Source organism: Agrobacterium larrymoorei (genome assembly GCF_005145045.1).
Lineage (GTDB): Bacteria > Pseudomonadota > Alphaproteobacteria > Rhizobiales > Rhizobiaceae > Agrobacterium > Agrobacterium larrymoorei.
The window spans coordinates 2128969-2142271 of sequence record NZ_CP039691.1 but is presented as its reverse complement, the minus strand read 5'-3'; the positions used below and the strand labels follow the sequence as shown (position 1 = coordinate 2142271).

Here is a 13303-nt window from a genome sequence, read left to right as displayed (position 1 = left end):
TTTGCTGTTTAAGACAATTTCTTCGACTAGCCAGACCGGCCATTCCTCAGGTCGTCAACAATATCCGCCTGTTGCCCAAGCCGGGTTTTGTACACCTGATAATTTTCCATCACCCGCTGCACGTAGTTGCGGGTTTCGGGGAAGGGGATGCGTTCTATCCAGTCCACCACGTCATCGATTGGTTTGCCGCGGGGGTCGCCGTAGCGGGTGATCCATTCGGGGACGCGTTTGGGGCCTGCGTTGTAGGCGATGAAGGTGAGAATGTAGGAGCCGCCGAAGCTTTCGATCTGTTCGCCGAGGTAATGGGCGCCCAGTGTAGCGTTGTAACCGGCATCCGTCGTTAGCTTGGCCTGGGTAAACGGCATGCCGTGGCGGTTGGCGACGCCTTTGGCGGTTCCCGGCAGTAATTGCAAAAGGCCGCGCGCATTGGCGGGGGAGACTGCGGCGGGGTTGAAGGCGCTTTCCTGCCGGGCAATGGCGTAGGCAAGAGCCTTGCCGGAGCCGGAAATATTGGCGCTGACCGGAATCACGCCGATGGGATAGGCGAGCGCTGCGGCGTCGATGCCGCGGCTGAAGGCGGTTTTGCCGATTTGCAGCGAGACTTGGTGGTTGTTGTTGCGTTCCGCACGTGCGGCGAGAATCGCCAACTCGCCGGGGCTGTCGATCTGGTCGGCCAAGGCGCGGTAGATGCCGTCCGCGCGCCAGCTGTAACCGGCGGCCTCGAGACGTTCGATGGCCCGCACCGCTTCGCGGCTGGCGAAGCGTTCGCGATCGCCGGATGTCGGCGAGGGATAGGTGACGTTGAGCGTGGTCACGCCGATCCGAGCAGCGGCGAGCTGGCCATAAAAAGTGCCGGGATGCTTCGCCGCCTTGGAGAAATAGTCGCGCGCATTGCCCGGTCCGCCTGCTTCCGCTGCGCGGCCCAGCCAGTAATAGGCGCGGGATGCCGACAATGGCCGGTTCGATGTTTCAAGCAGCGCGTTGAAGTGCTTCGCGGCGACTGCGGGTTGGTGCAGGGCGCGCAGGGCGTACCAGCCGGCATGAAATTCCGCATCCGCAACATCCACGGGAGATGTTGCGGAGTGATTTGCGACGATGCGATACGCACCCTCAAAATCACCAAGATCCGCGAGCCCACGCGCGATGATCCGCCGCTCGTTCCACCACTCGCCGGGGTTCATCAGCTTCGCCTGATCCTTCGGCGCCTGCGCCAGAAGCTTGGCGGCATCCTCATATTTCTGCTGATGGCGCAGGCTTTCTATCTGCGCAAAGAGATAGACGGGATCGCTGCGCCACGAAGAATCGACGGCATTCAGGAGAGCAGGGGCGTTGTTTGCCCGTTGAAGCACTGCCGCCCACGCTTTGTAGAGCGACTGCGCCTTGCCGAGATCGCCAAAGCGTTTCGCCTGGCTGACGCGGCTGCGATACATCAGATAATCCATCCGCGCCTTGTGGTCGGCAACGGAAAGGGAATTGCCGAATTCCGCAAGGACGCGATCCTCGAGATCGGTATCCATGCCCTTATTAACCCAAAGCTGCCGGATGAGCTGCTGGGCACGGGCGGTGTTGCCAGTTGCGGTCAATGCGTGGGCAAGTGCAATCGTGCCTTCCGGCGTTTCGGGCTTGGCCGCACCGAAGGAGGCGATGACATCTGCAGCCGTTGGATTTTCCCGCAGCATGGCGCGTTCGGAATTGGCGCGCAGGGTCGAGAGCCCCGGCCAGCCGGAAAGTTCGCGTTGTGCAGCCGTGATTTCGGCAGAAGGCACATCCTTCTGTCCGGAAATGGCAATCGCCCAAGTCAGAATGTGCCGGTCGAGGCTGCCGGATGCCAAGGCGTTGCGAATGGCAATCGCCCGCGTCGCATCGCGGCTGGAAAGCGCATCGAGACCGGCCTTGAGATCGGAAACGTTAAGCGGATTGGCGGGGCGGATGATGGAGCCGGTAACTTCTGGTGAGGCGGGCAGGAAGGCCGGAACCGTCGGCGCGTCAGGCTTGACGAATGGCAGGGGAACGACGCCATCGGGCGCTGGGCCTGCCCAAGCGCTCCAAACGGTCGCTGCCAGACCTGCTGCCATCAAGCCAATAGCTGTTTTCTTCATGCCCGTACTCACGACTTCAGCGGATGATCCCATACATCTTCAGCGGCCAAACACTGCCAGATGAGGCGAAACAACATCGAGGCAGCTCTTCAATTTCAACATCGGTACGATGGCTGCAAATTACCAGAGTTGCCCTCGCTCCCATTAGGTGCTCACAGCCTTAATGAAACCTTACCGAAAAGCCTCGCATTCGATCAAATCTCGGTAACATTTGGCTTTGAAGGCGGTATTTGCCGCGACTTCTGCCGCCTCCCGGCTGACCTTAATTCCGCGCGAGAAACTATTTGCGTTTCCCAGACAAAAGGCGCTGTTAACAGCTTGTCGGTTGCTTGGCCCCACTCTAATGTGACAAACGTTTTAACCACGGAATGCGGCTGAAGCATGAACTGGCTCACCGCAAGGAGTTTTGCATGTTCAAGGGATCTATTCCCGCCCTTATTACGCCGTTCACAGCAGATGGTGCAGTGGACGAAACGGCCTTCGCCACCCATGTAGAGTGGCAGATTGCCGAAGGCAGTAACGGCCTCGTGCCCGTCGGCACCACAGGGGAATCGCCAACCCTGTCGCATGACGAGCACAAACGCGTGGTCGAACTGTGCGTCGAGGTTGCGGGCAAACGGGTTCCTGTCATTGCCGGTGCTGGCTCCAACAACACCAGTGAAGCAATCGAACTTGCCCTGCATGCGCAGGAAGTGGGTGCGGATGCGCTTCTGGTGGTGACGCCTTACTATAATAAGCCGACGCAGAAGGGGCTTTTCGCCCATTTCTCGGCCATTGCAGAAGCGGTTTCTCTGCCCATCGTCATCTACAACATTCCGCCGCGCTCGGTCATCGATATGACGCCGGAAACGATGGGTGCGCTGGTCAAGGCGCATAAGAACATCATCGGCGTGAAGGATGCCACAGGCAAGCTGGACCGCGTTTCCGAGCAGCGCATTCACTGCGGCAAGGAATTCGTTCAGCTGTCGGGTGAAGATGGCACGGCGCTCGGCTTCAACGCCCATGGCGGCGTCGGCTGTATTTCGGTCACGGCCAATGTTGCGCCGCGCCTCTGTGCGGAGTTTCAGGCGGCGATGGCAAAGGGCGATTACGCGCTGGCGCTGGAATATCAGGATCGCCTGATGCCGCTGCACAGGGCAATCTTCATGGAGCCGGGCGTTTGCGGCACCAAATATGCGCTGTCCCGCACCCGCAACGGCAGCCGCAAGGTTCGCTCGCCGCTGATGGACACGCTGGAACCTGCGACGGAAACCGCAATCGACGCCGCACTTCAGCATGCAGGCCTCGTCGCTTGACACAATAGGGTCGTTTGACGCGATAGGAAGGTGCGCAAAGGCTGCGCATCTTCACTTTCGGTGCGTGTTTTACTAAATAGGCATCGGAAACCGCATCACTAGAGCGTTTCCATTTAACAAGGAAACGCTCTAGTGATGCGGGTAAAAGAAATGGAAGCAGGAAATGGCCCCCAAAGGCAGTCAGCGCATCGTGAACAAGGTCGTGGCGGAAAACCGCAAGGCTCGGTTCAATTACGAGATCATCGATACCTATGAGGCAGGTTTGATGTTGACCGGCACGGAGGTCAAGTCTCTGCGCGACGGCAAGGCCAATATCGCCGAATCCTATGCGTCGGATGAGGGTGAGGAGATCTGGCTGATCAATTCGCACCTACCCGAATATCTCCAGGCCAACCGCTTCAACCACGAACCGCGCCGCCGTCGCAAGCTGCTGCTCAACAAGCGGGAAATCAACCGCCTGCGCGCGGGCATCAACCGCGAAGGCATGACGCTTGTGCCGTTGAAGATTTATTTCAACGAAAAGGGCCGCGCCAAGCTGGAACTCGCTCTCGCCAAGGGCAAGAAGCTGCATGACAAGCGTGAGACGGAGAAGGAACGCGACTGGAATAGACAGAAGTCTAGATTGCTCAAAGGCGGCAATTGACGCTATCTGAAGCCCCGATGTCAAAATTGGTGATGGTTTATTTTAATCATCACCATGTATATTTCGATCATTATACTTCTCAATTAGACGTCTACTAATGCGCGCCTGTGCCAATTTGCGGCATTTTCTTTTCTTAAATCTCGATAAAATTAGCCTGAAATTCGAAACGATTATTTGATGTGCATAAGAATAGAGAGATGAAAACTAAGGCGCGCGTAATCCAGCATTTTCTGATATAAAGCAATACTTGGGTATTGCCGGATTTGATGGATCGGCTATGTCTCAGTCTCAACATCGGCTCAAAGGGCAAGCTTTCATGCGTATCCTCCGGTTCTCTCTTATTGCATTGCTGTCTGTCTTATGGCTCGGTTCCGCGCAGGCGGGCACGTTTGCGAAGCCGGTGGACAAGCCGATCCTGACGATCACCGGCAACATTGCCAATACCAATGTGGATAAAACGGCCCAGTTCGACCGCAAGATGCTGGAGGATATGGGGCTTGTTGCGATTGAGACGAAAACGCCGTGGTATGACCGCAGCGTTCGCTTCGAAGGCGTTCCCATGGCCAAGCTGCTGGATTTCGTCGGCGCAAAGGGCACGACTGTTACCGCCGTTGCGCTGAACGATTACGTCAGCACAATCCCCATGGAAGATTTTTCCAAGTTCAACGTGATTCTTGCCATGAAGCGTGATGGCAGCTATATGCCTGTGCGTGACAAGGGGCCCCTTTTCATCATCTACCCCTATGACAGCAAGCCAGAGCTTCAGGCTCAGACATATTATATGAGATCGGCCTGGCAAGTCGCCAAGCTCAACGTCGAATAAAGGTGCAGTTTGCGAAAAGCGCTTGCGGTCGTCGTTTGCTGCTTCATCCTCGCCACGGGCTATATCGCCTATGTCATCGCGGAACGGCAAAACGCGCTGCAAAAATTTTCCCGGTACAATGACTCCTGGGCTGTCAGCCAAGCGGTATCGGAATATATGCGCTTTCAAAACATGGTGGCGGAATATGCGCTCGGCATCGGCGAGATCGACCGGGACGAGCTTCGGCTAAGGCTCGATATCATTCTTGGACGGCTTGAACTGCTGAAGCAGGGAAGCCTGGCAAACTTCGTGGAATCCAAGCCCGAAAGCCGTGAGATGGTCAAATCTCTGGAGCGTGTGCTTGGTGATATCGATACCGAACTGGACGAACTGACGCCCGAGCAGGCGAGAGCGATTCTGCCGCAAATGAGTGCGCTGGTGCCACCCATGACAGGGCTGGCGGCCTCTTCGCTGGCCAATGATGTCGATATGATCGATGTCGCGCAGTCGGAAGTGCGCAAGCTGCACGTCATATATACGGGGCTTGCGGCTGGGCTTATTCTGTGCGGAATGGCGCTGATCGTTCTGCTGCTGCGGCATAATCAGCTGCTGGACCGCGCACAAAACGACATGAAGCGGCTGACGGATGAGCTGCGCGTGGCAACACTGGAGTTGCAGGCCAACAATGTGCGGCTCGAATATGATGCATATCACGACGCCCTGACGGACCTTCCGAACCGTGCCCTTTTCCGCAAGGAGCTTGCCAGCAGGCTGGACCCGGTCACGGGCGCCGATACGGCAACCCTTCTGTTGCTCGATCTGGATGGCTTCAAGGACATTAACGATACGCTCGGCCACGATGTGGGCGATGCGCTTCTTCAGGCCGTCGCCATGCGGCTTCTGCCGCTGCGCAAGAACCGTGAACTGATCTGTCGCCTCGGCGGAGATGAGTTTGCCGTGGTCTGTGAAAACCTCGGAGAAGAAGAGGCGATCAAGTTTGCCCGCCGACTGGTGGAGCACATTGCGCGAACCTATCATCTGGGCGAACTCGAGGTGAAGATCGGCACCTGCGTTGGTGTGGCCGTCTCCGACAAGAATTCCGATGCGGACGAATTGCTCAAGCATGCCGATCTTGCGCTTTACGAAGCGAAGCGCGCAGGTGCGGGCGAAATCAGGGTGTTCAAGCCCTATATGCAGAGCCAGCTGGCGGAGAAACGGTCATTCGAAGCCGATCTGCAGGCCGCTCTTCAGAACAACGAGATGGAGGTTTACTACCAGCCGCAAATCTCCACCCAAACGAGAGACGTGTCCGGCTTCGAGGCTTTGCTGCGCTGGACGCATCCCGTGCGGGGCAGGGTACCGCCGAATGAATTTATACCGGTCGCAGAACGAACGGGCTTCATCCACTCGCTCGGCAAATGGGTGATGGAGACTGCCTGTATCGAAGCGGCCAAGTGGAACCCGGATATCAAGATCGCGGTCAATCTCTCGCCCATTCAGTTCCACAGCACCAATCTCATTCAAAACGTGGTGGGGGCGCTGGATAGAAGTGGTCTGGACCCGAGCCGGCTGGAGCTCGAAATCACGGAATCGGTGCTGCTGGGCAGCACAGATCACACGCTGGAAATCCTGAAGAACCTGAAAGACGTGGGAATCCAGATTGCCATGGATGACTTCGGCACCGGCTATTCGTCTCTCGGCAATCTTCTGGGCGTGCCGTTCGACAAGCTCAAGATCGATCAATCCTTCCTGCGCGACATCACCACCGACAAGGATGCATTGGCCGTGGTCGAGTTCGTCATCGGCCTGGGGCGCAAGCTGCGGATGACAATGATTGCGGAAGGCGTGGAGACCGAAGAGCAGTTCGCCTATATGCTGCAACTCGGCTGCGATCAGGTGCAGGGATATCTGATCAGCAAGCCTGTGCCTGCGAGCGAACTCCATGCATTCGGCGCTTTTTCGAAAGTCAGTGTGACTGTTTAATACTCAGATGAATTGAGCGAAAAAGCCGGGAGATCATCCCGTTTTTTCGTGGATATGGCTGATCACGCCGCCCGGGAAAGCTGCTGCCGATACGCCGCAAGCTCAACGCTTGTCCTTATCATGCAGCACCTCCCGCGCCACGTAATCATTCAGACGCCGCAGCTTTTCAAGAGTTGGGTGTTCTGCTGGGACAGTCAATGTCTTTTTCAGCCATGGTCTCTCCTCGGGTGGCGGCAAGATTGTGCCTTGCAGGGTCTGCCCTTCGTCCTGCACATCCCGCGGCCTGCTTTTGTGCCGCAAATGGTAGAGATAGAGCGCCATCGCGCCGAGGCCGAAGATGCAGGGCATGTAGATCGCGAGGATCTTCACGCCATCCGACATGGTTCTAAATGTGTGCAGCAAATCTGCGATGACGCTGTATTCGTCCATGCCCGTCTCCCGGCGCTTTCTCGTCAATATTGAACGGAAGCGACCACCGGAGGCGAAACCTCTGGTGGCCGGGGAGTTAGAAAGCCGCAGTAGAACGACCACCCTGACCTTTAGGCGTTAGCCTTGGACATGCGTCAGGGTCTCCCCAGCCATAGAAAAGGCAGAGGAGCTATATAGTCATAATGGACCGCCTCAGCCACAAACCTATGGCTGAGGGGTGTCATTGACGGTCGACACCGACCGTCTACTGAGGGGATTTCTAAGGCCCCAGGACCGGTTCGTTACTTCCGGTCCCGGCGCAACCATAGCGAAAGCTAAACGCCGAGGAAATGGCTATATTTCGCATATGGGCAGTTCGCAAAACTCACGCCGCCCGGTAAACCTTCTGCTGATAGGCCATGGACTTCTGCACCTGGAAGCGGGAGATAAGCGCGGTCAGGTTGGTGCTGATGTCGCTGAGGCCGTGGGTGGCGGCGTTGGTTTCTTCCACCATGGCGGCGTTCTGCTGGGTCAGCTGGTCCATGCTGTTGATGGCCGAGTTGATCTCCTGAATGCCCATGGATTGCTCCTGAACGGCCTGGGTGATCGCGCCGATATGTTCGTGAATATCGTCCACCTTGCTACCGATGGAGTTCAGCGCTTCGCCCGTGCGGTTGACGAGGGACACGCCATGCGCGACGTCCTGCGAGGATTTGTCGATCAAAATCCGGATTTCCTTGGCGGCGTTGGCAGAGCGCTGCGCGAGTTCACGCACTTCCTGCGCCACCACGGCGAAGCCCTTGCCTGCCTCACCGGCGCGCGCCGCTTCCACTCCCGCATTCAATGCCAAGAGGTTGGTCTGGAAGGAAATCTCATCGATGACGCTGATGATCTGCGTGATCTTCTGCGACGAATCCTCGATGGCGCTCATGGCATCCACAGCTTCGCTGACGATGTGGCGCGAGCGCGCCGCTTCTTCGGCAGAGCTTTTGACGATGGACTGCGCCTGCGTGGTGCGGGAGGCGGATTGCTTGGAAATGGTGGTGATCTGGTCGATTGCGGCGGCGGTCTGCTCCAGCGAGGCTGCCTGCTGCTCGGTTCTGCGCGCCATGTCGTCCGTGGAAGAGGTCAGTTCGCGAGTGTTGCTGGAAATCTTGTGGGATTCCTCGACAATCTCTGCAAAAGCACCGGACAGACGGCTCAGTGCCGCGTTGAAGTTTTCCTTCAGGCCATCGAATTGCTGCGGCAGGGCGCCATCGATACGCGAGGTAAGATCGCCCTGCGCCATCTGGTTCAAGGCGGTGTTCAAGAGGGACAGGATATGATCCTGTTCTTCCTTCATGCGCTTCTGCTCAAGCTCCACCTTGGCGCGCTCTTCGGCCAGCGTTTCCAGATAGACCGAGATCGAATAATCCATGTCGAGCATGGCGGCCTTGACGACGACGGACACATCTTTCGCGACCTTCTTGCCCTTCTTCTCGACCAGAAAGCCCTTCAGTTCCTGCTCGACAATGGCCTTGATGATGCCTTCGAGGATCAGCGCGTAGCCGCCGATATACCAGCGCGGCTCCAGCCCAAGGCGGGCATGGGTGCGACCGATGGCGCTGACGGCCTTGGTGTAATCGGCATCGAGAGCGCCGGAGGCGATACGCGTCCAGTGATTGACCTGCATGGTCTTGGCATGCTGGAGATGCGCTTCATTGGAAAAGAATTTCGCCGTTTCCGGTACGGCCCGCGCCTTTTTATAAAACCCATCGAGAGACGCGCTGAGCGTGCCGGTGATGGTCGTTTTCAGAGCGGACAGGTCCTGCCTCTGCTCCGTACCAAGTCCCAGAAAATCAAGCCGTTCCTTCAGTTGAAAATTGTCCTGCTGCCCGTTCATTTCAATAACAGTCCCCACTGCATTATGCGCATTGCCCAAACACGCACCTGATAAAACTTACGTAAGGTCATAAAGACACTGTTAAGCTTAAATATTCCCTAAAAAAGAAAATCGTCATTAAACAAAGATCAAAAACAAAAAGCGCCCGCCGGGGTCCGGCAGGCGCTTTTTTGAAGTAACGAGACGATTTGCCTCAGTCTACGGTTTCAACCGGGTCTGCCTGCGGGCGGGCAGGGCGCTCGCTCGGATCACGACCGATTTCCGCCTTCAGCGACAGAAGGTCGATGAAGTGGTCGGCCTGGCGGCGCAGGTCGTCTGCAATCATCGGCGGCTGGGTGGACATGGTGGAAATGACGGAAACCTTGCGGCCCCTGCGTTGAAGCGCATCCACCAGTGTCGTGAAATCGCCGTCGCCGGAGAAGAGGACGAGATGGTCCACCGTCTCGGACTGTTCCATGGCATCGACAGCAAGTTCGATATCCATGTTGCCCTTGATCTTGCTGCGACCCATGGCGTCGGTGAATTCCTTGGCAGGCTTCGTCACGACCTTGTAGCCGTTATAGTCCAGCCAGTCGATCAGCGGGCGGATGGAGGAATATTCCTGATCCTCGATCAGCGCCGTGTAGTAATATGCACGCAGCAGGTATCCGCGCTTCTGAAATGCCTTCAACAGCTTGCGATAATCGATATCGAAGCCCAGGCTTTTCGATGCAGCGTAGAGATTTGCCCCGTCGATGAAGAGCGCAATTTTCTCACGTGGGTCAAACATTAAGTCGGGGTCCTTCCTGAGCGGCTCCCAGCCGCTAATATTTAAAACAGTATCTGTTACCAGCTAACATCTTGGTTTTCGATACATTATTAAGCCTTCATATAAGGTTCATTGACCCACAGTCCAGACCCTTTTCTGATAATAGTAGTATCTTTTCGTCTTTGCCGTAATTTGCGGCAGAGAAAAGACGGAATGTTGCCCGGATGAGGAAAAACTTGAAATTCACAGACAATCCCTGTATCGGGACGGGTAATCCGCGACATCATGACCCGCAAAGGACAGGCAATGGCCCGTGTCACCGTAGAAGATTGCATTGATAAAGTAGACAACCGTTTCGAGCTCGTTCTCCTGGCAAGCCACCGCGCCCGCCAGATTTCGCAGGGCTCCCAGATTACGATCGATCGCGATAACGACAAGAACCCTGTGGTTGCTTTGCGCGAAATCGCCGACGAAACGTTGTCTCCCGACGACCTGAAGGAAGACCTCATCCACTCGCTGCAGAAGCATGTCGAAGTGGACGAGCCCGAGCCCGATCCGGTTACGATTGCTGCAAACGCCGGAACCGACAGCGAAGACGACGATGCGCCGGAGACCGTGACTTTCGACCAGATGTCGGAAGAAGAGCTTCTGGCTGGCATCGAAGGCCTTGTGCCGCCGGAAAAGAACGACGATTATTGATTTGTTAGGCGCGTGGCACCGGCAGCTTCTGCCGGTTACGCTCTGTAAATCTTTGTCGTCATAATCTTATCCTGGATTATGCAGCATTGTGCGCCAATCCGGCGGGGTAGCCCCCCGTCAGTTGGCGCTCTTTCTTTTTTCGGGGCATCCCATACATGATGCGACAATACGAACTCGTGGAGCGGGTTCAGAAATACAAGCCTGATGTGAATGAGGCTTTGCTGAACAAGGCCTATGTTTATGCCATGCAGAAACATGGCCAGCAGAAGCGCGCCAATGGCGACCCCTACATCTCGCATCCGCTGGAAGTGGCAGCCATTCTCACCGAAATGCACCTCGATGAATCGACCATCGCGGTGGCTCTTCTTCACGATACAATCGAGGATACCAGCGCCACGCGCGCGGAAATCGATGAGATGTTCGGCGAAGATATCGGGCGTCTGGTCGAAGGCCTGACGAAGCTGAAGAAGCTCGATCTCGTCAGCAAAAAAGCCAAGCAGGCGGAAAACCTGCGCAAGCTGCTGCTTGCCATTTCAGACGACGTGCGCGTTCTTCTCGTCAAGCTGGCAGACCGCCTGCACAATATGCGCACCATGGAGCATATGCCTGCCGACAAGCGCAGCCGCATCTCCGAAGAAACCATGGAAATCTATGCGCCGCTTGCTGGCCGCATGGGTATGCAGGATATGCGTGACGAGCTGGAAAACCTCTCGTTCCGTTATCTCAACCCGGAAGCCTTCGAGACCGTTACCAAGCGGCTGGAAGAGCTGGAGGAGCGCAATCAGGGCCTGATCAAGAAGATCGAGGACGAGTTGCGCGAGTTGCTGCTGGCAAATGGCGTCGAAGGCGCCATGGTCAAGGGGCGGCAGAAAAAGCCCTATTCCGTTTTCCGCAAGATGCAGTCCAAGTCGCTGTCATTCGAACAGCTGTCGGATGTCTATGGCTTCCGCATTCTGGTGCAGGATATTCCGGCCTGTTACCGCGCGCTCGGCATCGTCCACACGCGCTGGCGGCTGGTGCCGGGGCGCTTTAAGGATTACATCTCGACACCGAAGCAGAACGATTATCGTTCGCTTCACACCACCATCGTCGGCCCGTCGCGCCAGCGAATCGAGCTACAGATCCGCACACGCCGCATGCATGAAATCGCGGAATTCGGTATCGCGGCGCATTCGCTCTACAAGGATGGCGAAACGGGTGAGGGCGAGCTGCTTTCGCACGATTCCAACGCCTATTCCTGGCTGCGCCACACCATCGAATCGCTGGCAGAAGGTGACAACCCGGAAGAGTTCCTAGAGCATACCAAGCTCGAACTGTTTCAGGATCAGGTTTTCTGCTTTACCCCGAAGGGCAAGCTCATTGCCCTGCCGCGCGGCGCAACGCCCATCGATTTCGCCTATGCGGTTCACACCAATATTGGTGACACCACCGTTGGCGCGAAGATCAACGGGCGGATCATGCCGCTCGTCACGCGCCTGAATAATGGGGATGAAGTCGAAATCATCCGCTCCGGCGTGCAGGTGCCGCCCGCCGCATGGGAAGAGGTCGTCGTTACCGGCAAGGCGCGCTCCGCCATTCGGCGTGCAACGCGTATGGCGATCCGCAAGCAATATGCCGGTCTCGGCTACCGAATTCTGGAGCGCACTTTCGAGCGCGCAGGCAAGGCCTTCTCCCGCGAAGCCCTGAAGCCGGTGCTTCATCGTCTGGCGCAGAAGGATGTGGAAGACGCGATTGCGGCGGTCGGTCGCGGCGAGGTGTCGTCGCTCGACGTGCTTCGCGCGGTGTTCCCGGATTATCAGGACGAGCGCGTAACCGTGAAGATGACCGGCGACGATGGCTGGTTCAACATGCGCAGCGCGTCGGGCATGATCTTCAAGATCCCCGGCAAGTCGCGCTCGGCTCTTGAGGATGATGGCGCCGCCGAAGTGATCGAAGGGCCGGATCCCCTGCCGATTCGCGGTCTGTCCGATAATGTCGAGGTGCATTTCGGTGCAACCGGAGCTGTTCCGGGCGACCGCATCGTCGGCATCATGGAAAAGGGCAAGGGCATCACCATCTACCCGATCCAGTCGCCAGCGCTGCAGCGCTTCGATGACGAGCCGGAACGGTGGATCGATGTGCGCTGGGATCTGGACGAGGCCAACAAGTCCCGCTTCATGGCGCGTTTGATGATCAACGCGCTCAACGAACCGGGAACGCTGGCATCGGTCGCCCAGTCCATCGCGACGTTGGACGTGAATATTCGAGGCCTCAACATGGTGCGCATCGGTACGGATTTCTCCGAACTTTCGCTCGATGTCGAAGTCTGGGATCTGCGCCAGCTGAACCAGCTTTTGTCCCAGCTGAAGGACCTTGACTGCGTTTCCACGGTAAAACGTGCCTTCGATTGAGGCAGTTCGTGACCAAATGATGATCTTTAAGGCCGTTGTTATGCGCTGAGTGCATGGCAGCGGCCTTGTCTTGTCCGTAGTCATTCGGCGGGATCAGGACTATCTTCACTCCAGAAATCAAGAGCAACCAAAGAGGCTCTCCGGCAAAAGCGCCGTTGAGGAACTGCCTCTCATCTGGAAAGGAAATGAAGATGTTTGCACCGCTTCGTAAGATCGCCCGCGCTGTTCGTGGCAAGTCGGTTCAGGAACGCGAATTCGATTATCTCAGCGATTCCGTATCGCGCGTAGACCTGGAATTCCGCCAGCGCGAAATCGACCGCGGCATGTTCCGTCGTTAATACATAAATGCATAGC

11 protein-coding genes are annotated in these 13303 nt (G+C 56.9%); 7 read left to right on the top strand and 4 right to left on the bottom strand.

The genetic code is table 11. The annotated features are described in order from the left end of the window. Window positions 1–26: 26 nt before the first annotated feature. On the bottom strand, window positions 27–2099 hold the full coding sequence (locus CFBP5473_RS10310) for a lytic transglycosylase domain-containing protein (RefSeq protein ID WP_027675410.1): 2073 nt from the start codon (window positions 2097–2099) through the stop codon (window positions 27–29). A 410-nt stretch (window positions 2100–2509) separates the two neighbouring features. Between CFBP5473_RS10310 and dapA the strand changes: the two genes are divergently transcribed. From dapA to CFBP5473_RS10290, 4 genes are all read left to right on the top strand, one after another. Continuing rightward, window positions 2510–3394, top strand: a complete 885-nt coding sequence (dapA, locus tag CFBP5473_RS10305; RefSeq protein ID WP_027675409.1) for a 4-hydroxy-tetrahydrodipicolinate synthase — start codon at window positions 2510–2512, stop codon at window positions 3392–3394. Between the two features lie 163 nt (window positions 3395–3557). Further along, window positions 3558–4037, top strand: a complete 480-nt coding sequence (gene smpB, locus CFBP5473_RS10300; protein WP_027675408.1) for an SsrA-binding protein SmpB — start codon at window positions 3558–3560, stop codon at window positions 4035–4037. Between the two features lie 316 nt (window positions 4038–4353). Next, window positions 4354–4860, top strand: a complete 507-nt coding sequence (locus CFBP5473_RS10295; protein ID WP_027675407.1) for a putative pterin-binding protein — start codon at window positions 4354–4356, stop codon at window positions 4858–4860. A 9-nt stretch (window positions 4861–4869) separates the two neighbouring features. Next, window positions 4870–6822, top strand: a complete 1953-nt coding sequence (locus tag CFBP5473_RS10290; RefSeq protein ID WP_027675406.1) for a putative bifunctional diguanylate cyclase/phosphodiesterase — start codon at window positions 4870–4872, stop codon at window positions 6820–6822. 102 nt (window positions 6823–6924) lie between these two features. Here the strand turns inward: CFBP5473_RS10290 and CFBP5473_RS10285 are convergent, their stop codons facing one another. The 3 genes from CFBP5473_RS10285 to CFBP5473_RS10275 form a co-directional block, all read right to left on the bottom strand. Next, the gene (locus tag CFBP5473_RS10285) at window positions 6925–7251 is read right to left on the bottom strand and encodes a hypothetical protein (RefSeq protein WP_027675405.1); all 327 of its coding nucleotides are present in this window, start codon (window positions 7249–7251) and stop codon (window positions 6925–6927) included. 364 nt (window positions 7252–7615) lie between these two features. Continuing rightward, complete coding sequence (locus tag CFBP5473_RS10280) at window positions 7616–9112, bottom strand: globin-coupled sensor protein (protein WP_027675404.1); 1497 nt, start codon at window positions 9110–9112, stop codon at window positions 7616–7618. Between the two features lie 193 nt (window positions 9113–9305). Beyond that, window positions 9306–9881, bottom strand: a complete 576-nt coding sequence (locus CFBP5473_RS10275; RefSeq protein WP_136954346.1) for a LabA-like NYN domain-containing protein — start codon at window positions 9879–9881, stop codon at window positions 9306–9308. A gap of 285 nt (window positions 9882–10166) precedes the next feature. Between CFBP5473_RS10275 and rpoZ the strand changes: the two genes are divergently transcribed. The 3 genes from rpoZ to CFBP5473_RS10260 all read left to right on the top strand — a co-directional run bounded on the left by rpoZ (window position 10167) and on the right by CFBP5473_RS10260 (window position 13287). Continuing rightward, entirely contained in the window at window positions 10167–10559 is a 393-nt protein-coding gene (gene rpoZ, locus CFBP5473_RS10270) for a DNA-directed RNA polymerase subunit omega (RefSeq protein ID WP_027675402.1), read from the top strand. Between the two features lie 155 nt (window positions 10560–10714). After that, a complete protein-coding gene (locus CFBP5473_RS10265; RefSeq protein ID WP_027675401.1) occupies window positions 10715–12949 on the top strand; it encodes a RelA/SpoT family protein in 2235 nt (744 codons plus the stop codon). A 191-nt stretch (window positions 12950–13140) separates the two neighbouring features. Next, entirely contained in the window at window positions 13141–13287 is a 147-nt protein-coding gene (locus CFBP5473_RS10260) for a DUF3563 domain-containing protein (protein WP_084631652.1), read from the top strand. The last annotated feature ends 16 nt before the right edge of the window (window positions 13288–13303 follow it).

Coding starts and splice junctions, on each gene's coding strand:
- CFBP5473_RS10310 (WP_027675410.1), bottom strand. CDS start 2,099: ATGAAGAAAACAGCTATTGGCTTGATGGCAGCAGGTCTGGCAGCGACC.
- dapA (WP_027675409.1), top strand. CDS start 2,510: ATGTTCAAGGGATCTATTCCCGCCCTTATTACGCCGTTCACAGCAGAT.
- smpB (WP_027675408.1), top strand. CDS start 3,558: ATGGCCCCCAAAGGCAGTCAGCGCATCGTGAACAAGGTCGTGGCGGAA.
- CFBP5473_RS10295 (WP_027675407.1), top strand. CDS start 4,354: ATGCGTATCCTCCGGTTCTCTCTTATTGCATTGCTGTCTGTCTTATGG.
- CFBP5473_RS10285 (WP_027675405.1), bottom strand. CDS start 7,251: ATGGACGAATACAGCGTCATCGCAGATTTGCTGCACACATTTAGAACC.
- CFBP5473_RS10280 (WP_027675404.1), bottom strand. CDS start 9,112: ATGAACGGGCAGCAGGACAATTTTCAACTGAAGGAACGGCTTGATTTT.
- CFBP5473_RS10275 (WP_136954346.1), bottom strand. CDS start 9,881: ATGTTTGACCCACGTGAGAAAATTGCGCTCTTCATCGACGGGGCAAAT.
- rpoZ (WP_027675402.1), top strand. CDS start 10,167: ATGGCCCGTGTCACCGTAGAAGATTGCATTGATAAAGTAGACAACCGT.
- CFBP5473_RS10265 (WP_027675401.1), top strand. CDS start 10,715: ATGATGCGACAATACGAACTCGTGGAGCGGGTTCAGAAATACAAGCCT.
- CFBP5473_RS10260 (WP_084631652.1), top strand. CDS start 13,141: ATGTTTGCACCGCTTCGTAAGATCGCCCGCGCTGTTCGTGGCAAGTCG.